The organism is Sorangium sp. So ce448, from assembly GCF_051520915.1.
Classification (GTDB): Bacteria; Myxococcota_A; Polyangia; order Polyangiales; family Polyangiaceae; genus Sorangium; species Sorangium cellulosum_B.
Map to the genome: position 1 here is coordinate 12645356 of NZ_CP150343.1, position 25279 is coordinate 12670634.

A 25279-nucleotide genomic window follows, 5' to 3' on the forward strand; every position below is an offset into this window, starting at 1 on the left:
CCGGCGGGCTCCGCCGTGGAGACGCCGCGCGTCAGGCCAGCGACGCACGAATTCATCCGACGTTCGGGCCGACGTTCGGGCCGACGCTCGGGAGCGAATGCGACAACAGCGTCGCCTCGCCGCCCGGACGCACGGCGCCCCGTGGCGCAGAGAGCCGTCGGACGTGCATCACGCGATGACGCCTTCACGAGGAGAAGAGCCACCACGAGGAGAGGAGCCTCGGTGCATGGGGCACACGCCCGTGCCGGGAACGGCCAAGGTGCGCCAGATGGAGAGGGATCTCCTTAGGGAAGTCCCTGAGGCGCGCGGCGCCTTCCCTCATCGATAAGCCACGATGTGGGGAGCGCCACACCGCCGGCGCTACTTCCCGGCGGCCGCCTCGGAGCCGGGCCGCCGAGGCTCCCGCGCGCCGGCGAACGCGGCGCCCTCGCGGCCGATCGACGGGGCGTCGGCGATGTGCTCGCGGTCGTCGAGGGTGTGGCCCATTGCGCCGAGCGCGCTCCTCAGCTCGTCGGGGAAGCCGCCCTGTTCGACGAACAGCTTGTCGGGGTAGTCCTGGTGGTGGAAGCGCGGCGCGTTGACCCCCGTGGTCACGTCGAAGCCGAAGTCGACGACGTTCGAGAGGATCTGGAACACCGCAGTGAGGATCGTCGGGCCGCCCGCGGCGCCGAGCACGAGCTCCACGCGCCCGTCCTTCCCGGTCACGATCGTGGGCGACATCGACGAGAGCATGCGCTTGCCGGGCGCGATGGAGTTGGCCTCCCCCTGCACAAGACCGAACTGGTTCGCGGTGCCGGGCACGACGGCGAAGTCATCCATCTCGTTGTTCAGCACGAATCCGGCGCCGGTCACCGTCACCCCCGAGCCGTACCAGCCGTTCAGCGTCGTGGTCAGCGCGACGGCGTTGCCCTGCGCGTCGACCACCGAGAAATGGGTCGTGTGCGGGCCGCGCCCGCCCGAGTCCCTGACCGCCGCGCCCCGGGCGAGCTCGTCGGTCGGCGTCGCGCGGTCCGCCGCAATCGTGGCGCGCTGCTGCTCGGCCCACGCGACCGAGAGCAGCTCCTCCACCGGGTTCTTCACGAAATCGGGATCCCCGAGGACCTCGTTGCGCGCGAGGAACACCCGCCGCATCGCCTCGGCGACCACGTGCACGTGCGACGGCGAGTGCCAGCCGAGCTTGGCGACGTCGAGCCCCTCCAGCTGGTGCGCGATCATCGCGAGGGCGAGGCCGCCCGACGACGGGAGCGGCATCGATGCGACGCGGCGCCCGCGGTACTCGAAGACGATGGGGTCGCGCCACTTCGCCTTGTAGCCCTTGAGGTCCGCGGCCGAGATGATGCCCTTGCCCCGCCGCATCTCGGCGACGAAGAGCTCGGCGGTCTTGCCCTCGTAAAAGCCCGCGGGCCCCTTCTCGGCGATGCGCTCGAGCGTCGCCGCGAGCTCGGGCGATTTCCACGTGGCGCCGATCTCGATGGGCGCGCCGCCCGGGAGGAACAGCGCGACCGACGCCGGGAAGCGCTTGAGCTTGCCCGACGCGGCCTTGACCGTCGTCGCGAAGTTCTCGTCGACCGAGAAGCCCTCCTTCGCGAGCCGGATCGCGGGCGCGACGAGCTCGGCCCAGGTCTTCTTCTTGGAGCCGAGCTTGTCGTACGCTTCCCAGAGCCCCGCCACGCTGCCGGGCACGCCGACCGCGAGGTGGCCGACCCGCGCGCTCTCCGTGGCCTTGCCGTCCTTGCCCCGGTACATGTCGTGGGTCGCCTTGCCCGGCGCCGTCTCGCGGAAGTCGAGCGCGTGCTCCTTGTCGCCGACGCGCGCGACCATGAACCCGCCGCCGCCGAGGTTGCCGGCCGTCGGGTGCACGACGGCCAGCGCGAACGCCGTCGCGACCGCCGCGTCGACGGCGTTGCCGCCCGAGGCGAGGACCTCGGCGCCCACCTTCGTGGCGAGGGCGGCGTCGCTCGTGACCATCGAGGGGCCCCGCACCGGCGGCGCGCCCTCGGGGTAAGGCCACCCGGCGGGGAACCGCGACGCCGGCGTGGCCGGCGCGGCCGGCGCGGGCGCAGGCGCCGAGGCGGGGGCGGCGTTCGGCGACGGGGGCGGGGGCGGCGCGGGCGGAGGGGGCGGGACGGCGGCCTCGCAGCCCGCGAGGAGGACGACGGCGAGCAATCGATGCCAGGCGCGGAGCTTCATCGCGGCGGCTTATAGCCCAGGCCCCGCGCCGCTCGAAGGCCAGAGGCGCGGCCGCGCGAGCGCGGCCGGAGGGTTCTCCACGGTGATCCGTCACAGCTGTTCGGGCTTCTGCTGATCAGCTGTACCGCTCTCTGGCAAACGGGAGAGCGACGCGCCGTACAGGGCGCGTGGAGCATGGGCTCGTACCGAGGCGCCCGGGGACGCCTCCCGGCGCCGCGAAGTGAGCGGTCTTGGTCGTTGGCTTGGGGGCTTCGCCCCGCTTGGGTATGATCGGCCCCGGATGTTTCCGACGGAGCCCGCTCCCGAGACGATTGGGGCCTACAAGATTCTCCGGCACCTGTCCGGTTCTGGGCCCACCAGCGTCTATCTCGGGCGACTGGATGGCCCGCTCGGGTTTCGCCGCGTCTGCGTGCTGAAGCTCGTCCCGAATACCGCCGAGGGTGACCCGCGCTTCGCCGACGAGCTCGCCCGCGAGGCGTCGATCTGCGCGACGATGAACCACCCGGCGATCGTGCGGATGTTCGACTTCTTCGAGCACGCCGGCCGGCTCGTGCTCGTGCTCGAGCACGTCGAGGGCGTGAACCTCAACCGGCTGCACCAGCACCTCGCGGCGCGGCAGCAGAAGCTCGCCGACGCGGCGGTCTACTACCTGGTCCACTGCATCGCCGGGGCGCTCGCGCACGCCCACGGGTCCGTCGACGAGCACGGCAGCCCCACGCCCATCGTCCATCGCAACCTCCACCCGGAGAACATCGTGATCGGGTGGGACGGGCAGGTGCGCCTGACGGGGTTCGGCATCGGCAAGATCCTCGGGCGCACGCCGGACACGATCGCGGGCGTGGTCAAGGGCGCGCCGGGCTACATGGCGCCCGAGCAGGCGCGCGCCGAGCGCGTCACGGTGAAGGCCGATATCTACGGCGTGGGGCTCCTGCTCTGGTCGTTGCTCAGCGGGCGGCGGCCGCCCGCGGACGGCACGCGACCGCAGGCGATCGCCACGATCCGGCCGGAGATCCCGCGCCCGATCGTGACGCTGCTCGACACGGCCCTCGCGCCGGCGCCGGACGATCGGAAGATCACCGTCCACGAGATCGAGCAGGCGCTCGCGAAGGTCGCGCGCCCGGAGAAGGGGAAGGCCGAGCTCGTGACGCGCGTGCAATCGGCGCACGCGACGATCGAGATCGAGGACGCGGATCGCGAGGAGGACCGGCGGCCGACCATCCCGGTCAAGGGCAAGGGAGGTCAGACCGCGAGGCCCGCGGCGGACGCGGCGAAGCGGCTCGCGAAGGATCTCTTTGCCAGGGATCAGGCGGCGAGGGACGGCGGCGCCGCGAGGCTGCGGACCCCCGGCGCGCAGGCGAAGACCGCGCCTCCCTCGGCGGGGGCGTCCGAGGCGCTGATCGGGTCGGCCCGGCAGGACGGCAAGGTGTCGATGGGCGCGCCCGAGCCGATCACGATCCCGGTGCCGGCGGCGTACGAGGCGAGGGGCGACGGCGCGAAGGGCGTCGAGGGACGAAGGCCCGCGCTGCCGGATCGCGAGACGTTCGGGCGCCTGTTCGAGGCGTCGAAGCGCGCGGCGGAGCGCGACGCGGCGGCGGCCGACGAGGGGCCGCCGGAGGGCGGGCCGCCGACGTTGACCGAGGTCGATCCGATATTCGAGGAGGACGGCACGACGATGCCTGGCACGGGCGCGGAGACGCCCCGCTTCGTGCCGACCACGTCGGTGATCCCGGAGGCGATCCGCTTCGGTCCGCCGCCGGCCCTCCCGGCGGATCTCGCGCCCGCGTTCCTGGGTGCGCCGCCCAAGCCGCCTTCCGGCTCGCCGGTGACCCCCTCCGGCGTGACCGTGCCGATGGGCGCGTCGGGCCTGACGCCGCCCGGGGTGACGGTGCCGGTGGACGGCTCATCGGGCCTGACGCCGCCCGGGGGCGTGCCGTACACGAGGCCGAGCGCGGCGGGCCGCGGCGGCTCTCCGGGGGAGTCGTCGCCCCCGGCGGGCGCGTCGTCGCGGCGCCCGCGGCTGCCATGGCAAGCGCCGCGTTCGCTGTCGCCTGTCGGGACGATCGCCGTGTCGGCGATCACGGCGACGGTGGTGGCGGGGCTCTGGATCTACGTGGCGCGGCGGGATCGGCCCGAGCCGGCCGTCGCGGTGGAGCTGGCGCCCGCGATCGTCGAGCCCGTCGCCGCGGCGGCGTCCGCGGCGAGCGAGTCGCCCCCCGTGAAGAAGGCACCGGCCGGGAAGGCGCAGGCGGCGAAGACGCTTTCAGCAAAGGAGGCCGCGGCGGCGAAGGAAGCCGCGGCGAAGGAGGCCGCGGCGGCGAAGGAAGCCGCGGCGAAGGAGGCCGCGGCGGCGAAGGAGGCTGCCGCGAAGGAGGCCGCGGCGGTGAAGGAGGCCGCGGCGAAGGAAGCCGCTGCGGCGAAGGAGGCTGCCGCGAAGGAGGCCGCGGCGGCGAAGGAAGCCGCGGCGAAGGAAGCCGCCGCGGCGAAGGAGGCCGCGAGCCAGGCGCGGCAGGGGGGCAATCCTGCGTCGCTGCCCAAGGATCAGGGCCTGCTCACGGTGGGATTTCCGCAGCCGGGGGGCGTCTACATGACCGGCAAGTACGCGGGGGATGTGAACCAGGCGCTGGCCGTGCGCTGCGGCCGCTTCTTCGTGCGCGTCGGCCGGGCCGGAAAGACGAAGTTCCCCGAGTGGCTCAGCGCGGGTGTGACAGCGCAGGTGCCGTGCCAGGGGGCCACGAGCATCGATATCAAGCCGAGCGCACCGCCGAAGGCGAAGAAGAAGCGGTAGCCCGCTCAGGCGGCGTCGATCGTCCTGAGCAGGGCGTCGAGCTCGAACGGCTTGCTGAGCACCTCGCGCGCGTGCGCCGGCATCGGCTGCTTGATGTTCGACGCCGCGGTCATGATGACGACGGGGATGTCCTCCAGCGCGGGGACAGCGCAGAGCTCGTCGCACACCTTCCAGCCGTTCATCTTCGGCATCATCAGGTCGAGCAGGATCACTCCGGGCCGCTCGCCGTGGAGGAGCCGCTCGAGCGCCTCTCGCCCGCTGAAGAAAGGCGTCGCCTCATAACCGAGGTCGCGCAGCGTCTCGGCCAGGGTCGTCGCCAGATCCACGTCGTCATCGATGATCAGGACAGACTTGCTCATGTAGTGAAGAGGGCGTTCGCTGGTGAATGTGGGCCGACGTCGAGGCCGCTCGGCGCGGAGATGCTGCCTCGCTGCCACAACATTGCATGGGCTCCCATTGCATTTGCTAGTAGGACGCCGCGCGGCCGCAAGGAGAAACGCGGCAGAGCCAGGCACATGCGCTCTCCTTGCGCGCCTGTCCGGCCGCTTCAGCGTGGCGTGCGCGCGTGCGTCGACCCGCGGCGTTGCTCTATGCTGTGGCGCCATGCTTGACACGCGGGAGTTGCCGCTCCTCCGGGCCCTCGCGGGCCGGTACCCGACGACCGAGGCCGCGCTCTCGGAGATCGGCCATCTGCGGGCGATCTTGTCGCTCCCGAAGGGGACGGTGCACGTGGTCAGCGACGTCCACGGCGAGCACAGGAAGCTGAAGCACATCATCAACAACGCCTCGGGGAGCCTGCGGCCGCTTGTCGAGCGGGTCTTCGGCGACCGGCTCACGGCGGCCGAGGAGCGCGAGCTGCTCTCGGCCGTCTACTACCCTCGCGAGAGGTATGCCCGCGTCGCGTCCCGCAGCGAGGGGGCGCGGTGGGCCTTCCTGATCTGGACGCTCGCGCGCGAGGTCGAGGTCATCCGTGCGCTGTCGCAGCGCTACACGCTCCGCCAGGTGGAGGCGGCGTTCCCGGAGGACATGCGGGGCCTGCTCCGCGAGCTCGTGTCGGCGCGCGCCACCCTCGGCGAGGGCGGCTACCTCGACGCGCTCATCGATCCGTTCGTCCAGCACGGCCGCGAGATCGAGATCTTGCGCGCCATGGCGCGCGCCATCCGGAACCTGACGGTCTTCGAGCTCGTGGTGGCCGGCGATCTCGGCGATCGCGGTCCCCGGCTCGACAAGGTGATCGAGTACCTGATGCGCCAGCCGCGCGTGCGGGTCGTGTGGGGCAACCACGACGTGAGCTGGATGGGCGCGAGCCTCGGCCAGGAGGCGCTCATCGCCACGGTCGTCCGGCTCTCGCTGCGGTACGGGCGCCTGTCGCAGCTGGAAGAGGGCTTCGGCATCTCCGTGGCGCCGCTCGATCGGCTCGCGCGCACGGCCTACGCCGACGATCCGGCGGAGCGCTTCGCGGTCCGGGGCGAGGGGCTGCGCGACGCCCTGCTGATGGCGCGGATGCAGAAGGCCGCGGCCGTCCTCCAGTTCAAGCTGGAGGGGCAGCTCTGCCGGCGCCGCCCGGAGTACGCGCTCGAGCACCGCCTGCTGCTCCATCGCATCGACCCGCGCGCGGGCACGGTCGCGATCGACGGCGAGGTGTTCCCGCTGCTCGACGCGCGCTTCCCGACGCTCGACCCCGGCGATCCGTACGCGCTGACGCCGGACGAGGCGGCGTGCGTCGCCCTTCTGAAGGAGTCTTTTCTGAGGAGCCCGGCGCTGTCCCGCCAGATGCGCTGGATGGTGCAGCAGGGGACGACGTGGCTCAGGCGCGACCGGGCGCTCATCTTCCACGGCTGTGTCCCGGTGGACGGGGAGGGCGAGCTCCTTCCTTTCGTGGTGGACGGCGAGGCTCGCCGCGGCAGGGCGCTGTTCGACGCGCTGGAGCGGACGGTGCGCCGGGCCTTCCGGGCGGGCGCGCAGGAGGACGTCGACATGCTCTGGTACCTCTGGACCGGACCGCTCTCGCCCATGTTCGGCAAGGACCGGATGACGACGTTCGAGTCGTATTTCGTCGCCGACGAGAGGACGCACAGGGAGACGAAGAACCCTTATTTCCACATGATCCACGACGCCGCGTTCTGCGGCCGGGTGTGCCGCGAGTTCGGCGTGGACGAGGAGCGCGGGCTCATCGTGAACGGGCACGTGCCGGTCCGGGTCGAGCGGGGGGAGTCGCCGATCAAGGCGTCGCGCCGCGCGGTGACGATCGACGGGGCGTTCTCGGAGGCGTACGGCGACAAGGGGTACACGCTCGTGCTCGAGGCGAGCGGGGCGCGGCTCGCGCAGCACCACCATTTCACGTCGGTCGAGCAGGCCGTGGAGGCGGGGGAGGACATCATCCCCGTGATCTCCGACGTGGAGGTCTACGAGGCCGAGCGCCGGGTGGGAGACACCGAGAAGGGGGAGGAGATCGAGCGGGAGATCGAGATCCTGGAGCGGCTCATCGAGGCGTACCGGGACGGAGCGCTCCTGGAGCAGCCGAGGTGAGGTGAGGCGCGGCGGGGGGCCGCCGCGCCTCGCCGGGTCACGGGAGCTGGCCGTCCGTGATCCAGCGCTCGATCAGGAGCTCCTCTTCCTCGGTGATGCACTGGAGGTTGCCGTCGTCCTCCGCGGTGCCGGTGCAGCCGCGGCCGGGCGGCATGTGTCCCGCGTCGATGCGCACGAGGATGCACTCGCCCTTCGTGAGCCCTGCGCAGTCGGCGTGGGTCGCGTCCAGCTCCGTGGTGTCGTGGTCGGTGATCCTGAGCCCGCCGCGGGGAGGCTCCCGCGTGGTGTGGCAGGGCGCGCAGCGCTGCTCGAGGAGCGGCTGCACGTCCTCGGCCCAGGAAACGAGCTCGGCGGGGCCACCCCCCGCGCCACCCGCGCCGCCCGCGCCGGTGTCGTCGCCGCCCGCGCCGCCGGCGCCGACTGCGACAGCGGAGGACTCGCCGCCAGCGCCGCCAGCGCCGACCGCGACGGCCGAGAGCTCGCCGCCCGCGCTGCCAACGCCGACCGCGACAGCGGAGGATTCGCCGCCAGCGCCGCCAGCGCCGACCGCGACGGCGGAGAGCTCGCCGCCCGCGCTACCAACGCCGACTGCGACAGCGGAGGATTCGCCGCCAGCGCCACCAGCGCCGACCGCGACGGCGGAGAGCTCGCCGCCCGCGCTACCAACGCCGACCGCGACGGTGGAGGACTCGCCGCCTGCGCCGCCGGAGCCGACTGCGACGGTGGAGGACTCGCCGCCGGAGCCGACCGCGACGGTGGAGGACTCGCCGCCTGCGCCGCCGGAGCCAACAGCAACGGAGGTGGTGGCGGCGGTGGAGGACTCGCCGCCCGAGCCGCCGGAACCAGCCGCGGCGCCGGTGGTGGCAGCGGTGGAGGACTCGCCGCCTGAGCTGCTGGAGCTCGCCGCGACGCTGGTGGTGGCAGCGGTGGAGGGCTCGCCGCCCGCACCGCCCGCGCCGGTGGAGGGCTCGCCGCCTGCGCCACCCGTGCCAGGAGCGCCGCCGGTGCCGCCCTCGCCGCCCGTGCCAGGAGCGCCGCCCTCGCCGCCCGTGCCAGGAGCGCCGCCGGTGCCGCCCTCGCCGCCCGTGCCAGGAGCGCCGCCGGTGCCGCCCTCGCCGCCGCTGCCGCTGGTGCTGCCGCCGCCAGTTCCTGCGCGGCTGCTGGTGCTGCCGCCGCCGGCCTCACCGCCTCCGCCGCCTGAGCCAAAGCCGACCTCGTCGTCGCCGCACGCGGCGAGCGCGAGGAGCAGCGTACCGGTGGTCATGAGAAGACGAATGGAAGTACGCGGGATAGAGACCATGCGCGGAGAATAGGCACGTACAGTGTCGCGGGTAAATGCTGCCGCACAGACGACACGATTCTATCATTGCTCCCATGACGGAATATGCTTCCGCTGAATCGGGCCGGCGGACGCTCCGGCCCGCCCGCCGGCCCGCGCTGCAGTGAGGCCATGGCGCTGCCCGCCGGCCCCGCCGGCCGCGACGGTCGTGACGCGCCGGCTGGAGTCCTCATTGCCGGTGGTCGACCGCGCGAGGTGGGCTCGACGATCTGGAGCTCGCGCGCGCCGTGGTGCCGCGGTTGCATCGCAATCCCCGAGGTGCCGCGGCTCATGATAGCTGCTCATCGTCCTCTTCATGATGGAGCGTTGAGCGCCGACCCGCTCGACACCGACGGAATACAGGTAATGTCAACGGCTCTGAGCGCCTCTCGTCGTTGCGCGAACACCAGCTCTCCTCCTTGTCTTCCTCGCGCCGTCTCTCGATCATCGGATCGGAAATGATGGGCTCGACCCCGGTGAGCCCGCATCCATCGATGAGCCCGTCGCGCCCTCGCTCGTGCACAGGTTGTCGCGTTATGCCACGGGTGGATTACCGCGCCGCGCCATCGGTTTGTATATTGCGGCCCGACTCGGGCTATGGTTAACCGGTGGCGTCCCAGGACGCACCGTGTCATCCGGCGCCTGAAGCACGAGGGAGGCCTGGCTCGGGCTCATGGCGACGGCGCGGCGGTGACGCTCACGCGAACGCGCGCTCACGCGAACACGCGGGCGAACCCTCATTCGTGGCGTGAGGGGGGCTTGCGTGCGGGGGGAGTCATGGATTAGAACGTTCCCTCTCTGTCTTATGTTTCTTACACGTCCCGATCGACGCTTTGCTCGACTGTCACGGTTCACCTTAAAGCCCATCCTTCACCTCATCGACAAGAGAGGGGAGCACTCATGCGCCTCACACGGTATGCAACATGGATCATGGCGGCGGCTGTCGTTCTCGCGCCGGCGGCCTGCGGTGACGACACGTCCGACAACGCGACCGGCTCCGGGGCCAGCTCCGGCGCTGGTGCCGGCTCCGGAAGCGGCTCCGGCGCCGGCGCTGGCTCCGGAAGCGGCTCCGGAAGCGGCTCCGGCGCCGGCGCTGGCTCCTCCGGCAGCGGCTCCGGGACCGGAGGCAGCGGCACCGGCGGCAGCGACAGCACCGGCGGCGGCGGCAGCGGCGCCGGGGACGCCGTCGGCCTCCTGCCCTGCGACAATGGCTGGCCCGAGGTGCGGAGCGCGATCGCGCAGGATCCGGCGATCGAGGCGGCCATCACCGAGCTGCTCGGCAAGATGAAGGTGGAGGAGAAGGTCGGCCAGATGGTGCAGGCCGAGATCCAGAAGATCACGCCGGCCGAGGTGAAGCAGTACAACATCGGCTCCGTGCTGAACGGCGGCGGCTCCTGGCCGGGGAAGAACAAGAACGCGACGGCGGCGGACTGGGTGAAGCTCGCCGACGAGTTCTACAACGCCTCGGTCGACACCAGCGGTGGCCGCGTGGCCATCCCGATCATCTGGGGCATCGACGCGGTGCACGGGAACAACAATGTCCGCGGCGCCACGCTCTTCCCCCACAACATCGGCCTCGGCGCGGCGCACGACCCCGAACTGCTCGAGCGCATCGGCGCCGCGACGGCCAAGGAGGTCCTCGCGACCGGGCTCGACTGGACCTTCGCGCCGACGCTCGCGACCGTGCGCGACGACCGCTGGGGCCGCACGTACGAGGGCTACTCCGAAGATCCAGAGATCGTGAACGCCTACGGGGGCCGGATCGTGCAAGGCATCCAGGGCGCCGCGAACAGCCCAGATCTCCTCGGCGCGATGCACGTCATCGCGACGGCCAAACACTTCATCGGTGACGGCGGCACGGACAAGGGTGATGACCAGGGGAACAACCTCGCCTCCGACACCGAGCTGTGCACGATCCACGGGCAGGGCTACCTGTCTGCCATCCCGGCGGGCGCGCAGACGGTCATGGCGTCGTACAACAGCGTCCGCGGCACCAAGATGCACGGGAAGGGCGATCTGCTCACCGGGGTGCTGAAGGACAAGCTCCACTTCGACGGCTTCGTCATCGGCGACTGGAACGGTCATGGGCAGGTGTCGGGCTGCACCAACGCCTCGTGCGCCGCCTCGATCAACGCCGGTGTGGACATGATCATGGTCCCGGACGACTGGAAGGCGTTCTACGAGAACACCCTCAGCCAGGTGAAGGGGGGCCAGATCTCGATGGCGCGGGTCGACGACGCCGTGACGAGGATCTTGCGGGTCAAGATGCGGGCGGGGCTCCTCGGCCCGAAGAAGACCAAGCAGGCGCCGTCGAAGCGGATGTTCGCGGGAGATCAGTCGGTGCTCGGGCAAGCGGAGCACCGGGCCCTCGCGCGCGAGGCGGTCCGGAAGTCGCTCGTCCTCCTCAAGAACGCCGGCGGCGTCCTGCCCCTCGCCGCCTCGGCCAAGGTGCTCGTCGCGGGCAAGTCCGCGGACAGCATCTCGAACCAGTCCGGCGGCTGGTCGCGGACGTGGCAGGGCACCGATCTGACGAACGCCGATTTCCCCGGCGCGACGTCGATCCTCAAGGGGATCCAGGACCTCGTTTCGGCCGGCGGCGGCCAGGCGACGCTGAGCGCCAACGGCTCCGCCGCCAGCTCGGGGAGCTTCGACGCGGCGATCGTGGTGATCGGCGAGACGCCTTATGCCGAGATGTACGGGGATATCCAGCTCGCGACGGACGACACGCCGCACGCGAAGACGCTGGAGCACGCGGTCTTCCACCCCGAGGATCTGCAGGTCCTCCAGGCGATCCGCACGGCCAAGCCGGATCTGCCGATCGTGACGGTCTTCCTTTCGGGCCGTCCGCTCTATGTCAACAAGGAGCTGAACCGCTCGGACGCCTTCGTGGCCGCGTGGCTCCCGGGCTCCGAGGGCGGCGGCGTGGCCGACGTGCTGTTCGGCAAGCAGCAGTTCCAGGGCAAGCTCTCGTACTCCTGGCCTGCGACCGATTGCCAGCGGGTCAACCGCGGGGAAGACGGCGCGCTGTTCCCGTACGGCTTCGGCCTGACGACGGAGAACAAGGAGACGCCTGCGGCGCTCCCGGAGGCGTCCACCGCCGGCGGCTGCAACTGAACCCATCCTCCGCGCCGCTGCCGCTCTCCCCGCTTTCCGCAGCGGCGGCGGCATTCATGAGATAGGCCGAGCGACCCGGCCCGCCGCGCGGCGGGCCGGGTCTTCGTGAGCAGCGTCTCAGCGCGTCACGCGCCGCCGCCTCGCGCGGTCGTGAGCACGACCTTGCCGGTGGTCGCGCGGGACGCGACCGCCGTCATGGCCGCCTTCGCCTCCGCCATCGGCGGCGCAGCGGAGACGAGCGGCTTGATCGCGCCCTGGCCGTAGAGCGCGTAGAGCTCGTCTTGCGCCCTCCGCGTGAGATCGGGCCGGGCGCGGCTGTACGTGCCCCGGTAGAGGCCGATGGCATGGACAGCGGTCGATGGCAAGGCTCAACATCAACAATACCGGGCGGGTCGAAGGTGCATGGGCTCGGCGAGCGGCCTCCCAGCCCCACCGGCTTCGGCATCTTCACGTGGCAGACGGATGCAGTGTGAGAGGGTCAGCCGCCCTCCAAAATCCATCCTTGTGAGATCTGGCCGGGCCAGTGGCCTTGGAACCGTATCAACGCGGTTAGGCCCTCCTGAATTTCGTCGATCTCGTTACTGTAGATGACAATTCCATCGATCAAGAGATCGAGCTCGACCGGCTCCCCGTGTTTCACGCCCATCTCGTCGGCGTGGTGGGCAGAATGAACGGATTTACCCCGTGTGAACGTTCCCGCGATGAGGCGACCTGTCACATGTGCCCCGTCGGCAGTCGTTTCTATAGCGTAAACCTGGAATTTTCCCATGTGCTCTAGAAGCTGACATCATGAGGTATTACTTGATCTGTTCCTCAGCCCCGCCTCGTTGTACGTCGGCTTGACCTCGCTCGCATCCGAGGCGGTCAGGCCATCCGGCGCCGTCACGCTCGTCGGCCGGTTCAGCGCGTCGTACGCCGTCTCCGTGCCGAAGCTCTCGGTCTCCAGCAGCGGCTCGGCGGCGGTCGCGATGGCGGACACATCCGTCAGCGGGGCCAGCACCGCCCAGTCGGCGTCCGCGTGCACGTCGCTGCGCAGCCGGCGCGTGGCCTGCAGCAGGTTGCCCTTGAAGTCGTGCGCCTGGCTCGTCACCACGCCAGCGCCATCATACACCTGGTACGGCCTGCCGCGCAGGTTCAGCGCCGTCGCCAGCTGATCAGCTCGGTGGCCTTCGCCGGCTGGCCGAACACCGAGGCTGGACGAACGCGGGGGAGTACGTGGACCATGGCGTTAGCGGCGCCAAGGCATCGCGGGCCCGAGCCAGACGGTCTTATGAAGGATGCCCATCACGGCGAGCTGAACCTCGTGGCCTGTTGCCGCTTCGACCGCTTCGCCCGGTCCGTCCGCCACCCCGTGATCGCGCTCGACGACTTTCGGGCCAGGTGCATCGACTTCATCTCCATGCACGACGGCATCGACCCGAGCACGGCGGCCGGGAGGTTATCGTTCACCCTCATTGCGGCCGTGGCCGAACTGGAACGGAAGCTGATCCGGGAGAGGAACAAGGTCGGGCTCCAGGCCCCCCAAAAGGCGTGGCGCGAAGCTCATCGAGCCCTCCTGGCTGTCTCACAATCGTCCCCGGTAGTGGCGTGCTCGGGGGGCTCGATGCGCAGTGGCGGCCCGAGGAATCGATGGTGCGACTCGGTGCATGCTCGCCGTGTCTGGACGTTATCCAATAAATATCTCTACGTCATCGTCAGCGCTGTTGATCTTATTGAGCTCATCGATAAGCCGATCGAGGCGCTCAAGGATCGCTTCGCGATGCGGCTCTGACGAGACCCACAAGGCGCGCAGAGCCTCGAGTTCTCGGATGACGTCCGGCAGGTCGCTTCGCTCCACTGGGATTCCGGTCTCGAACAAGGGAACCCATTGGAGTCCGAGCGCCTCGGCCGCCGGCACCCAGAACTCCTTGAAGGTGGCCTGCGCAGCGACCGGGACGAGGCGATTCGACCTGGTGTCACCCTGCCGTGAAGTTGTCATCAGAACAACTGACATGGACCCTCCATCTATTTGCCAAACTTCGCAGTGAACGTCCAGTTAGGAAACTTCGCACGCAGGTTTGCGATCTCCGTATTAACGGCAGTCTGAATGGCCTGATCGGTCGAAGAGATTTGGAAATGGATCGTGCGAATATTCTTGATTTCTTCGAACGGCGGCACATGAGGGGTTCCCTCGGGCGTGGGCCTCGTTCCCACCGCCTCGGTGGTGAGGGCGTTAATTCGCCTCTCTGTCTTGACGAAGATCTGCCTCCTAGCCCACGCCTGCGGCGTACTCTCCAATTTTCCTGTCTTCGGGTTCGGTGTGTAGATCTTGGTTGCGTCTTTGTCCTCGATGAACTTTCCGGGAGCGATCTCGTCAATTTCACCGACCGAAGCGCGATTTTTGTCATATATATCTACGCGCTTGGGGTTCTCAGGGCGGACTTGAGGGTCCTCCGATTTAACCTCAGGGTCCTTCGATGGAGTAGGCGGCGGGGCTCCGGCGTTCCCACCACCGCCCGTGCTCAAGGCGACCAGCGCACCCCCGGCGGCCGCGCCTGCGAGCCCGCGTACCTCTGAGACCGCGACAGCCGCGCCCGGAGCGCCGAGCCGGACGCCAGGGGTGAAGCTTCCCCCCATGCTCGCCCCCAGCGCAGCGAACGGCAGGAGTGCCCTGGACCGCTCCGTGGTAGCCCCCGCAAGTCGCCCGCGGCCGCGAGCTCTTCTGCGTGCTCAAACCTGCGCCGCATCACGACCGCAGGATTTCTATCCTTGGTCGCCTCCCATAGACCCTTCTCCTCTACATCATCATAGAATCTCTGTGTGGCCGCTATGGGATCGAAGTTGGCGATGGCATCGACTGTCTCGAGGATCGCTGTGCCGGTACCAATCGCGGAATCTCCGAGGCCTTTCCGGCCTTCATCGCTGTTCGCGCACCAGGGGTCGCCACGAACAAGGCGTAGGAAAGCGCCTTGGCCGTTTCCCAGGTGCTAGCCTCTTTACCTTCTTTCCCGCTCGGATCCAGCAACCTGACCGGGCTCCCCCTCACGTACGCATAGAGGTTCGGGCCATCGGCTCCTATCCCGCTCGGATCCGCGCTCGTCCACCTCCCCAGCCATGGGGCGTAGTACCTCGCCCCGTGGTAGTACAGCCCCGTCTCCTCGTCCTTCTCCTTGCCCGTATACCTGTATCTCCTCTGCGAGACCTCGATCCCCGATGCCGCCGACCAGTACGCCGTGGTCCCGTACGGGTGGTACTCCTCGTAGCCGATCACAAGCCCCGCCCCGTCGACCTCCAGCGACGCCGACCCGAGGTGGTTGTCGAGCTGGTAGCGCACCCGCGGCGTCACCGTGAGCGGCCCCGAGGTGTCGACCGTCTTGGTCTCCACCATGGCCACCCGCCGCGCGCCATCCATCACGTGCAGCGTCTGCCGTTCCAGCACGAGCCCCGACCCGTTGCGCCTCCGGTACACCTCGTAGCCGCCGAGGTAGATGCGCTCGTCCACGAGCCCGTTGTGCTCCCAGACCTTGCGCACGCGCTGCCCCGCAGCATCGTAGTCGTAATAGACATCGCCGCCGCCGTCGAGATCCGTGCTCCGCACCTGGTCGTTCTCGTCCCAGGTCAGCGCCAAGATGTGCGGCATCGACGTCATGTTGCCGTGCGCGTCATGCGCATAGGTGCGGAACGGCCCGTTCTCCGGGTCCCCGGTCGTGCTCGTCAGCCGGTTGTTCGCCGTCTCCTCGTACGCATACCACCGCGTCCAGCTCCCCGTGCCCGCCTGGTGGACCATCCTCCGCAGGTTGCCCACCGCGTCATAGACATACTGCTCCGTATAGTTCCTCAGCGCCTGCGCGTCGTTCGCGTGCGGCAGCGACTGGATCGGCAGGTCGTTCCGGTCCCGCGGCGCGTCGGCAATCCCGCCCGCGTGCTCCCGACCCGTCGCCTCGATCAGCCGGTAGACCGCGTCGTACACGTACTGCGCGCTCGGTGACACCACGGCGTTGTTGAAGAACACCGTCTGCTGCGCGCTGTCCCCGATCTCCACGATGTTCCCGACCGGGTCGTACACATACGTGAGGTTCTGCAGCACCGCGCTGTCCGAGCTCCGCGTCGTCTTCAGGCGCGAGAGCCGGAACGTCAGCGGGTCATACGTGTACACCGTGAATGTGCCGTTGCCGTACGCGATCCGCTCGCGCTGCCCCTTCGCGTCGTAATCGATGTTGTCGACGAACGTCGTCCACGTCGCCGCGCCTCGAATCCGCGCCTCGATGCGCTCGAGCAGGCCCGCCTCGTTGTACGTGGGCTTGATCTCGCTCGCATCCGAGGCGGTCAGACCATCCGGCGCCGTCACGCTCGTCGGCCGGTTCAGCGCGTCGTACGCCGTCTGCGTGCCGAAGCTCTCGGTCTCCAGCAGCGGCTCGGCGGCGGTCGCGATGGCGGACTCTTCCGTCAGCGCGGCCAGCACCGACCAGTCGGCGTCCGCGTGCACGTCGCTGCGCAGCCGGCGCGACGCCCGCAGCAGATTGCCCTTGAAGTCGTACGCCTGGCTCGTCACCACGCCCGCGCCATCATACACCTGGTACGCCCTGCCGCGCAGGTTCATCGCCGTCGCCTGCGGATGGGCTTCGCCGTAGACGTAACGGCGCGCCAGCCGCTCGCTGCCCACGCCCAGCTGCACGTGCTCGTGCGTCGGCCGGCGCAATCCATCGTACGACGAGCGATAGACGAACCCCCGCGCGTTCCAGGTGCGCAGCCGCTGTCCTGTCGCGCCCGCCAGCATCCACCGCTCGCCGCTGTCGTTGCTGTTCTGATAGAGCAGCTGCCCGCCCAGCCCGAAGCGATGCTGCATCGCCAGGTTGTCGCGCGCGTCGGTGATCGAGAGCGGCTGCCCCTCGATATCCAGCGTGGTCTGCGTGACATACGGCCCCTCAGCACCGTTGTCCGCGACGGCGCGGAACACCCGCCCCAGCGCGTCCAGGTGGCTCACCGCCGGCGTACCGGCGTGCGCCGCCGCCATGTTGGCCGCGCCGCGCTCCGGGTCGCCCGCCGGCAAGGCCTGGCGTGCCGCATACCACGCGCTCTCCAGCACCGTGTCGTTGGGATCATGCGACGTCTGCTTCCACGCATCGAACACCACCCGGGAGACGCAGAAGCGGCCGGACGGCACCTATGCGGTCCGGACGATGCCGCGGAGGGAATGGGAGTCGCTGCTGGAGAAGCGGCGCGCCGAGCACATCGCGAAGACGGCGCCGCCGCCCGCGGCGCCGGGCCCCGGCGGCTCGGCGGGCGCCGGCGCGCCGGGCGCGCCGAGCCACCTCGCCGGGGTCACGGTGATCATCTACGGTGCCTCGTGGTGCAAGCCGTGCCACCAGGCCGCGGACTACCTGCGCTCGAAGGGGATCGCCGCGGTGGTGAAGGACATCGAGGAGGACGCGGGCGCGGCCGCCGAGATGCAGGACAAGCTCGCGAAGAGCCACCAGCGCGGCGGGAGCATCCCGATCATCGACGTGCGGGGGCAGATCCTCGTGGGGTTCAGCCCGGGGGCGATCGACCAGACGCTCGCGCGGGCGGCGGGCGGGACGACGCTCTGAGGGGGCGGCAGTCTGTCGGGCGCGAGAGGTCTCCCGACAACTGTAGCTCGCCGGCAACCCTGCCCAGCCCATCGAAGCGCACCTCGCTCGATCTGCACAGCCCGCTCGATCGCGCCCTGGTCGTCGACCTTCAGCGTGAGCGCGTCGGTGAGCCGCTCACCCCGTGGTCCACGTACGTGTCCACGAGGCTTCCCCCCCGGCGCTTGATGAAGGCGAGGGGCCTATCCCCCTGAGCGAGCCTACGTCAATTCGTGGACGCTCGACGTGCCCTTTTGTAGCGCATAGAAAGCACGACAAACGTCGACAGTGGGTTGCTGACCCGGAGCAACCGTGATTATCACCCGAGCATCGCCTATGCGGACCCACCAAACATCGTCATCCATCTGTTCAAGATGAATCCAATCATCAACGACGAGTTCGTCGAAGACTCCCTCACCTTCAACCTCCACTCGCTCTGATCCGCGATGAGCGAGCACTCTCCACTTGCTTCCGACCATTGGTGTTCTCTCTGATTCATCCATGGGACCGCACTCCTACTTCACCGTATCGCCGAGAATTCGGAGCAGGGACGGAACGTCCTGCCCCACCCGTCCATTCACGGGAATGGCGAGTTGGCCGAATCCTTCACCAATTTGTCGACCGCGGTCTGAGGTCAGCACGCGCGCTCCGATGGATTCGGCGTATTGCCGAATCACCGGATCTTTGATCCCGTTCCGGCCAAAAATCTCCATTGCCGAACGCACGTTGTAGCCGCCTTGGCGAAGAGCCTCGACAACCCCGCGAGCAGCGAGGTTTTCGTCAAGGATGATCGGCACCCCGTGTTCGGCGAATCCGCCGAGTTGGCGAGCACGGGCACCAAGAACGCCGATCAGCTCTCCCCCGCTTCCGGCCTCGGCGGTGTGGGGCTTGGGTACGCGGAGGAAGCCGCCCGCACCACCGGCGGCGCCTGGGAGGAATATCGGCATGCCCCTGAGTCTCGCCAGCGCCCCCCTCAGGGCGGCCGCTCCTGCCCGCTCGACAGCGGCGGCACCACCGGGCGTCAGTGCCAAAGCTGTTCCGGCCGCGACGTTGACAGCGGCCGCCCTTGCCCCTGCCTCGTCAAGGCCGCCTCCGAACCCCCTTTCGAAGCCTCTCTGCGCCGCCTCGGCAAGCTTCGGGTCGGTAAAGGTAGGTAGATCAGGAATCGCGTTCAGCTTCTGTGCAAGCCCTGCTTGCAATTCTTCTACAAATTTGGGGTTCGACTTCAGATTGCGTGGGAGAACGCTAGGATTAAGGCTAGTCAGCGTCTTGAGCGCCTCATCAGCCTCACCGATCGCCTCGCCGAACTTGCCCCCGATCTCGGCGCCGAGGTGTTCCGCTTGCTCCGCCGCCTGTCGTGCTTCTTCGGCTGCTTTTTGTGCAGCAAAGTCCTTTCCGGGTGGAGGTGGCGGGTCAGGCTTCTTCATCCCGGGCGCGGGTGCTGGAACGACCCGCTCGTCCCACCTCCCCGTTGGATCCCGGAGCACAATGGGGTTTCCCGATACGTACGCGTACAGGTTCGGCCCATCCACCAACCCCGCCGGATCGGCCGCCGTCCACCTCCCGAGCCACGGCGCGTAGTACCTCGCCCCGTGATAGTATAGCCCCGTTTCCTCGTCCTTCTCCTTCCCCGTGTACCTGTATCTCCTCTGCGAGACCTCGATCCCCGACGCGGCCGACCAGTACGCCGTCGTCCCATACGGGTGATACTCCTCGTACCCGATAACGAGGCCCGCCCCGTCGACCTCCAGCGACGCCGACCCGAGGTGGTTGTCGAGCTGATACCGCACCCGCGGCGTCACCGTGAACGGCCCCGAGGTGTCGACCGTCTTGGTCTCCACCATCGCCACCCGCCGCGCGCCATCCATCACGTGCAGCGTCTGACGCTCCAGCACCAGCCCTGACCCGTTGCGCCTGCGGTACACCTCGTAGCCGCCGAGGTAGATGCGCTCGTCCACAAGCCCATTGTGCTCCCAGACCTTGCGCACGCGCTGGCCCGCAGCATCGTAGTCGTAATAGACATCGCCGCCGCCGTCGAGATCCGTGCTCCGCACCTGGTCGTTCTCGTCCCAGGTCAGCGCCAAGATGTGCGGCATCGACGTCATGTTGCCGTGCGCGTCATGCGCATAGGTGCGGAACGGCCCGTTCTCCGGGTCCCCGGTCGTGCTCGTCAGCCGGTTGTTCGCCGTCTCCTCGTACGCATACCACCGCGTCCAGCTCCCCGTGCCCGCCTGGTGGACCATCCTCCGCAGGTTGCCCACCGCGTCATAGACATACTGCTCCGTATAGTTCCTCAGCGCCTGCGCGTCGTTCGCGTGCGGCAGCGACTGGATCGTCAGGTCGTTCTGGTCCCGTGGCGCGTCCGACAGCCCGCCCGCATGCTCCCGCCCCGTCGCTTCGATCAGCCGGTAGACCGCGTCGTACACGTACTGCGCGCTCGGCGATACCACGGCATTGTTGAAGAACACCGTCTGCTGCGCGCTGTCCCCGAGCTCCACGATGTTGCCGACCGGATCGTACACATACGTCAGGTTCTGCAGCACAGCGCTGTCCGAGCTCCGCGTCGTCTTCAGGCGCGCGAGCCGAAACGTCAGCGGGTCATACGTGTACACCGTCGAGGTACCGTTGCCGTACTCGACCCGCTCGCGCTGCCCCTTCGCGTCGTAATCGATGTTGTCGACGAACGTCGTCCACGCCACCGCGCCTCGAATCCGCGCCTCCACCCGCTCCAGCAGCCCCGCCTCGTTGTACGTCGGCTTGACCTCGCTCGCATCCGAGGCGGTCAGACCATCCGGAGCGGTCAAGCTGGTCGGGCGGTTCAGCGCATCGTACGCCGTCTGCGTGCCGAAGCTCTCGGTCTCCAGCAGCGGCTCGGCCGCCGTCGCGATGGCGGACACATCCGTCAGCGCCGACAGCACCGACCAGTCGGCGTCCGCGTGCACGTCGCTGCGCAGCCGGCGCGAGGCCTGCAGCAGGTTGCCCTTGAAGTCGTGCGCCTGGCTCGTCACCACGCCAGCGCCATCATACACCTGGTACACCCTGCCGCGCAGGTTCAGCGCCGTCGCCTGCGGATGCGCTTCGCCGTAGACGTAACGGCGCGCCAGCCGCTCGCTGCGCGAGCCCAGCTGCACGTGCTCGTGCGTCGGCCGGCGCAGCGCATCGTACGACGAGCGGTAGACGAACCCACGCCCGTTCCAGGCCCGCAGCCGCTGTCCTGTCGCGCCCGCCACCATCCATCGCTCGCCGCTGTCGTTGCTCTTCTGATAGAGCAGCTGCCCGCCCACCCCGAAGCGATGCTGCATCGCCTGGTTGTCGTGCGCGTCGGTGATTGCGAGCGGCTGCCCCTCGATATCCAGCGTCGTCTGGGTGATGTACTCCCCCTCCGCGCCGTTGTCCGCCACCGCACGGAACACCCGCCCCAGCGCGTCCAGGTGGCTCACCGCCGGCGTCCCGGCGTGCGCGGCGGCCAGGTCGGCCGCGCGGCGCTCCGGATCGCCCGCCGGCAGCGCCTGGCGCGCCGCGTACCATGTGCTCTCCAGCACCGTGTCGTTCGGATCGTGCGACGTCTGCTTCCACGCATCGAACACCACCCGCGAGAACGTGCCGTTCGGCAGGTCGGTCCGGATGAGCCGGCCGAGCGGATCGTACCGCAGGATCGGCGTGACCCCCCACTCCACGAGCTCCGCTTCGTCCTCGTACTCGTTCGTCGCGCTGAAGAACGGCTCGTACTGCTTGACCGGATTGCCCTTGTTGTCCAGCACCGTGCGCCCGGTCCCGACCCAGCGCGACGTCGTGTGCGAAAAGACCAGGTCGCCCTCCGCGTCATGCACGAGCGCGCCGTTCGCGTCGCGCTCGGGCGCGAGCCCCGGCTCCGCCTTCACCTTGCGCAGCACCTCGTTGCCCGAGCCGTCGGAGTAGCTGTACGTGTCCAGCCAGCGCGTGTTGCCCGCGCCGTGCTGCTCGCGGGCGCGGGCGTGCACCACGCTCGGCTTGCCGGTGAGCCGGAATCGCTCCAGATCGTACGCGAACGTCGCCGTCGGGTCGGCGGGCGTGTCGCCCTCGCCGGCCCCCGGCTTGCCCATCACCGCCAGCAGCGTGACCCTCCCCAGCGCGTCGAAGCGCACCTCGCTCACATTACCGTTCGCGTCCGTCAGCTTCAACGGGGCGAGGACGCGGTAGTCGGGGACGGCTTCCACGACATTGCTCAGCGGATCCGTCACCGCCGTCACGAGCAGGCAATACGGGTCGTAGGCGACCTGCGACGCATTGCCGAACGGATCGACGAACGTCGTCGGCAAGTAGAAGTGGGCCGCCGAGGGCAGAGCCCGCCCCGAGGACACCCAGTAGTCCGGATCGTCCGGGAGCTGGAGATAACCCCCCTCCGCGAGCATGCCGCTCGTGACGCGGGTCCCGAACACGGACGTTATCAGTGAAGGCGTGAGGACCTTGGCGAAGCTCTCGTAAACGAGCGCCCTGCCCCCGACCTCGCCGAACGGCAGCGGCCCCGTGAGATCGTCGCTCCAGTACCTCGTGCGCGCATGCTGCAACAGGCGCTTCTGGAAGCCCCCGCTCGGCGTCCCGTCGTACGCGAGCGTCGGCACGTTTTCCGCCGCGGCCGCCGCGTCGAAGGCCGCCTGGAACCCGAGCACCCCCTCAGACCCGAGCGGCAGGCCGTAGAGCTCGTAGGTCCGCGTCTCGGTCGGGACCCCGATCCGATAAGCTCCCTCCTCGTCCGGGACCAGGTGCTTCACCATGTTCTCCGTCAGCGTCGCCTTCCCCTGCCCCTGCTCGGGGAACTCCGCCCACGCCGACCGCCGGCGATACCCGATCTGCGCCGCCCGCAGGACCGCACCGTGATCGTCGACCTTCAGCGTGAGCGCGTGCGTCACGCGCGGATCGCTCTCGCTGCGCTCGTAATGGTACTCGAGCGCCTCGCGCGGATGAGCCAAGAACACCGCGTGCGCATTGCCCACCGCGGGCTGGAGGCGCCGCATCGCGTAGCTGTGCTCCTTGACGACGTACGGACGCGGCTCCTCCGCCGACCCGTCGAGCGCATAGACCTCCTGGCGGAGGGGCCGCCCCTTGAGCGCCCGGCACGCCTCGCGCATCTCGACGGCGCGGAGCCCCTCGGGAAGCAGCGTGTCCGCCAGGCCGACCGCCGCCGCGTCGCCGGCGTAATACTCGCTCTCGTACTGCGCCGAGATCTTCGCCCCCTCGATCCAGGCGCCGGTATGGAACCACGTCTTCGTGAGCACCGGCGGCAGGTGCAGCTCGGGATCGGCGTTGGCCGCGGGCGGCGCGAAGCCCGTCCCGCTGAACGCCGAGAACGACTCGGTGTCCCGCTGCTCCACCACGCCAAAGCCGCGCATCTCCCGTTCCACCCCGTCGTAGTCGCCGTGGTGGTAGGCATACGTCGTCACGAAGCGATGCCGCGAGATCGCGTCGAAGACCTCGACGCGCTCGATGACATGGACCACGAACGGCAGCCTCGTCACCCACGGCCGGCCGGCCGCCCGGTCGGCGAGGTAGAACTTCGTCGACGGCGCATACGTTACCGTCGTCGTCCTTCCGAGGTTGTTCTTCACCGAGGTCAAGAGATACGGCTTCTTGCCGCCGAGCAGATCGATGTACCGCAGCGGCGCCCCCGCGGAGCCTGGCAGCAGGCTCCACCCCACGACGCACCCCGTCCCGGTACCGAGCAGATCGAGCGCGGCGACCGATGAGGCCTGGCCAGCATCCACGAGCGCCGGGACCTGAGCCGGGGCCGCCAGGGCATTGCCCGCCTCGTTCCCGTAGATGCGCACCCCCTCGCGGTGCAGGTACAGGATATCGACTGTCCCCGACCCGTCGACGTCCGCGAGCCGGATCCGGCGCGGGTCGAACTGGTCGGGATGGTCGAACCAAGGCGCCCTCGCCATCTCCACCTTCGCCCCGAACCGGCCGTACCCGAGGTTCGGCCAGTAGCAGACGCTGCCGTTGCGGACGCGGACGAGATCGGTGAGCCCATCGCCGCTCATGTCGGCGAGGAACACCGTCTGCGTGCGGTCGGCGAAGACCAGCGCCGGTCCCTTCTCCCCGTCGCGCGGGGCCTGCAGCGTGATGGGCTTGTCGAATCCACCCTTCGCCAGCGATGGGTACCAGACCAGCACCTCGCCGCGCGCGAGGAGGATATCCTCGTGCCCGTCGCCGTTCAGGTCGATGAGCTGCAGATCGGGATCAGACCAGTCGAGCACCGGCTGCGCGGCGAACGGCCGGAACGGGGCCCATGTGCCTCCCTCGGTGCGGTCGAAATAGCCCGCCACCGGCCGCTCGAAGAAGACCATCTCCTTCTGGCCGTCGCCGTCGAGGTCCATCACTTGCAGACCGCCGCGGCTCAGCGATGGCCGGGTCGGCAAGGGAAGCGCTGGCCCGAGCGAGCCGCCGCCCAGGTTGCGCTTGTAGAGCAGCGCCTCGTCCCGGCGCACGAGCAGCCCGGGAAGCGCCTCGCCGTCGAGGTCGACCCACTGGTGCGCGCCCTCCAGCGCACCGGCGATGTCCGCCCCGCTGGCCCTGTCCAGCTCCTTCACCTCGGTATGGAGCTCCGGCAGCGAGTAACCGAGATCGAGCGGCGGATACGACGACCTCGTGTACGCGAGCGTCTCTGCGTCGCGGAGGTACCCCGCGTGCGTCACCGACGCGAGGCGCGTGAGCACCGGGCTGTCGTCGTACGCGAAATCTGTCGACCTCACCAGGCAAGGCGCGGGCCCGAACTCAGCCATCTTGTGGAACATCAGCACGCGGCGGCACAGCCGGTAGGTGCGAATCTCGAAGCCGGCGCGGTAGGTTGAGAACGCGTCCTGCCTGCAAGGCCAGGGGTTCACCTCCTCGACGGCCGGCGCCGCCGCGTCGTGCTCGCCGTAGTCGAAGACCACCTCGAAGAGCATCGACGAAGCGTCTCCCGCGGCCACGTTTCCGTAGCGGATCCGCTTGAGGTAGCGGTTCGCGATCGCCGACAGCCCCGCGTGCCGGTGCGCCTCGTGCGGCTCGGCGCGCGTCACGCCTGCGAGATCCTCGGCCTTGTACTCGTACGCGATCACGTTGCCCCGGTCGTCGCGCGTCTCCTCCAGGAGCCACGAGAAGACGCGCTGCGGCGCGTTCGGATCGGCGATCCGCGCGCCCTCCGAGCGCCCGAAGATGCTCGTGAGGTTGTCGCGGGTCGTCACCCTCCAGTACATCGCGCCGGTGATCCGGTGGCGACGCCGCTCGACGCGCGCGAACCCCCCTTCGATGCGCGGCCGGTAACGCTCCACGACCTCGTCACCATCGACAAAGCGTTGGAGCGTGCCGTCCTCGCGCAGCGCCGGCACCAGGTCCTCGGCACCGGAGAGCACGAACACGTCCGACTCGTGCGCATCCTCATAGCGCGGCAGCCCTCTCTCGGTCTTGCGGGTGATCTGCGGCACGGACAGGCGCCACCCGACGCCGAAGGGGCCGTTTCCCGCGCCCGAGTCGTACTCGAGCGACAGCTCCGGATGGAACCCGGCGCGAGCAGGGCTCGTGGCGATCGGCACCTGGACCGTGCCGGTGCCCATCGTGGCGCTGACCGAGAATTTCTCGCCGACGCCCCGGAGCGCGCCGCCGCCCTTCGGGAGGGATGGGGCGGGCGGGGCCACGGGCTCCAGCGCGCGCGCCCTGGCCTCCTGCGCGCCTGAGCTTCTGGGCGCAGCGGCTGCGCCGGGCTTTTCCTGCGGATCGCGCTCGGGATCTCGAGGGCTCATG

General features: G+C 69.5%; 15 protein-coding genes. 5 read left to right on the forward strand and 10 right to left on the reverse strand.

The features are described from left to right. Window positions 1–360: 360 nt before the first annotated feature. Window positions 361–2190 (reverse strand): gamma-glutamyltransferase, encoded by a 1830-nt coding sequence (ggt, locus tag WMF45_RS47550; protein WP_437713602.1) that lies wholly within the window; start codon window positions 2188–2190, stop codon window positions 361–363. A gap of 280 nt (window positions 2191–2470) precedes the next feature. Between ggt and WMF45_RS47555 the strand changes: the two genes are divergently transcribed. Then, window positions 2471–4975 (forward strand): protein kinase domain-containing protein, encoded by a 2505-nt coding sequence (locus WMF45_RS47555; protein WP_437713604.1) that lies wholly within the window; start codon window positions 2471–2473, stop codon window positions 4973–4975. Window positions 4976–4980: 5 nt separating this feature from the next. Here WMF45_RS47555 and WMF45_RS47560 read toward each other — a convergent pair whose 3' ends face one another. Next, complete coding sequence (locus WMF45_RS47560; RefSeq protein ID WP_437713606.1) at window positions 4981–5334, reverse strand: response regulator; 354 nt, start codon at window positions 5332–5334, stop codon at window positions 4981–4983. Between the two features lie 244 nt (window positions 5335–5578). On the opposite strand from WMF45_RS47560, the gene WMF45_RS47565 reads away from it, so the two are divergent. Next, the gene (locus tag WMF45_RS47565) at window positions 5579–7504 is read left to right on the forward strand and encodes a fructose-1,6-bisphosphatase (RefSeq protein ID WP_437713608.1); all 1926 of its coding nucleotides are present in this window, start codon (window positions 5579–5581) and stop codon (window positions 7502–7504) included. Window positions 7505–7541: 37 nt separating this feature from the next. Here the strand turns inward: WMF45_RS47565 and WMF45_RS47570 are convergent, their stop codons facing one another. Beyond that, window positions 7542–8768 (reverse strand): hypothetical protein, encoded by a 1227-nt coding sequence (locus tag WMF45_RS47570; protein ID WP_437713610.1) that lies wholly within the window; start codon window positions 8766–8768, stop codon window positions 7542–7544. 954 nt (window positions 8769–9722) lie between these two features. Between WMF45_RS47570 and WMF45_RS47575 the strand changes: the two genes are divergently transcribed. Then, window positions 9723–11936, forward strand: coding sequence for a glycoside hydrolase family 3 protein (locus WMF45_RS47575; protein WP_437713611.1), 2214 nt, complete (start codon window positions 9723–9725; stop codon window positions 11934–11936). 125 nt (window positions 11937–12061) lie between these two features. Here the strand turns inward: WMF45_RS47575 and WMF45_RS47580 are convergent, their stop codons facing one another. The 3 genes from WMF45_RS47580 to WMF45_RS47590 form a co-directional block, all read right to left on the reverse strand. Continuing rightward, entirely contained in the window at window positions 12062–12301 is a 240-nt protein-coding gene (locus tag WMF45_RS47580) for a zinc-binding dehydrogenase (protein ID WP_437713613.1), read from the reverse strand. Window positions 12302–12414: 113 nt separating this feature from the next. Then, window positions 12415–12705: a hypothetical protein gene (locus WMF45_RS47585; RefSeq protein WP_437713615.1), complete on the reverse strand. Its 291-nt coding sequence runs from the start codon at window positions 12703–12705 to the stop codon at window positions 12415–12417. Between the two features lie 18 nt (window positions 12706–12723). Next, window positions 12724–13029, reverse strand: a complete 306-nt coding sequence (locus tag WMF45_RS47590; RefSeq protein WP_437713617.1) for a hypothetical protein — start codon at window positions 13027–13029, stop codon at window positions 12724–12726. Between the two features lie 129 nt (window positions 13030–13158). Between WMF45_RS47590 and WMF45_RS47595 the strand changes: the two genes are divergently transcribed. Then, window positions 13159–13707 carry a recombinase family protein gene (locus tag WMF45_RS47595; protein WP_437713619.1) on the forward strand — a complete coding sequence of 183 codons (549 nt, stop codon included), beginning with the start codon at window positions 13159–13161 and terminating at the stop codon, window positions 13705–13707. 233 nt (window positions 13708–13940) lie between these two features. Here the strand turns inward: WMF45_RS47595 and WMF45_RS47600 are convergent, their stop codons facing one another. Then, window positions 13941–14552 (reverse strand): hypothetical protein, encoded by a 612-nt coding sequence (locus WMF45_RS47600; RefSeq protein ID WP_437713621.1) that lies wholly within the window; start codon window positions 14550–14552, stop codon window positions 13941–13943. A gap of 190 nt (window positions 14553–14742) precedes the next feature. Next, a complete protein-coding gene (locus WMF45_RS47605) occupies window positions 14743–17079 on the reverse strand; it encodes an RHS repeat-associated core domain-containing protein (RefSeq protein WP_437713623.1) in 2337 nt (778 codons plus the stop codon). Between the two features lie 16 nt (window positions 17080–17095). On the opposite strand from WMF45_RS47605, the gene WMF45_RS47610 reads away from it, so the two are divergent. After that, window positions 17096–17503 carry a glutaredoxin domain-containing protein gene (locus WMF45_RS47610; protein WP_437713625.1) on the forward strand — a complete coding sequence of 136 codons (408 nt, stop codon included), beginning with the start codon at window positions 17096–17098 and terminating at the stop codon, window positions 17501–17503. A gap of 239 nt (window positions 17504–17742) precedes the next feature. Here the strand turns inward: WMF45_RS47610 and WMF45_RS47615 are convergent, their stop codons facing one another. Both WMF45_RS47615 and WMF45_RS47620 read right to left on the reverse strand, forming a co-directional pair. After that, complete coding sequence (locus tag WMF45_RS47615; protein WP_437713627.1) at window positions 17743–18024, reverse strand: hypothetical protein; 282 nt, start codon at window positions 18022–18024, stop codon at window positions 17743–17745. 12 nt (window positions 18025–18036) lie between these two features. Beyond that, window positions 18037–25278 (reverse strand): SpvB/TcaC N-terminal domain-containing protein, encoded by a 7242-nt coding sequence (locus tag WMF45_RS47620; protein ID WP_437713629.1) that lies wholly within the window; start codon window positions 25276–25278, stop codon window positions 18037–18039. Between the last annotated feature and the right edge of the window lies 1 nt (window position 25279).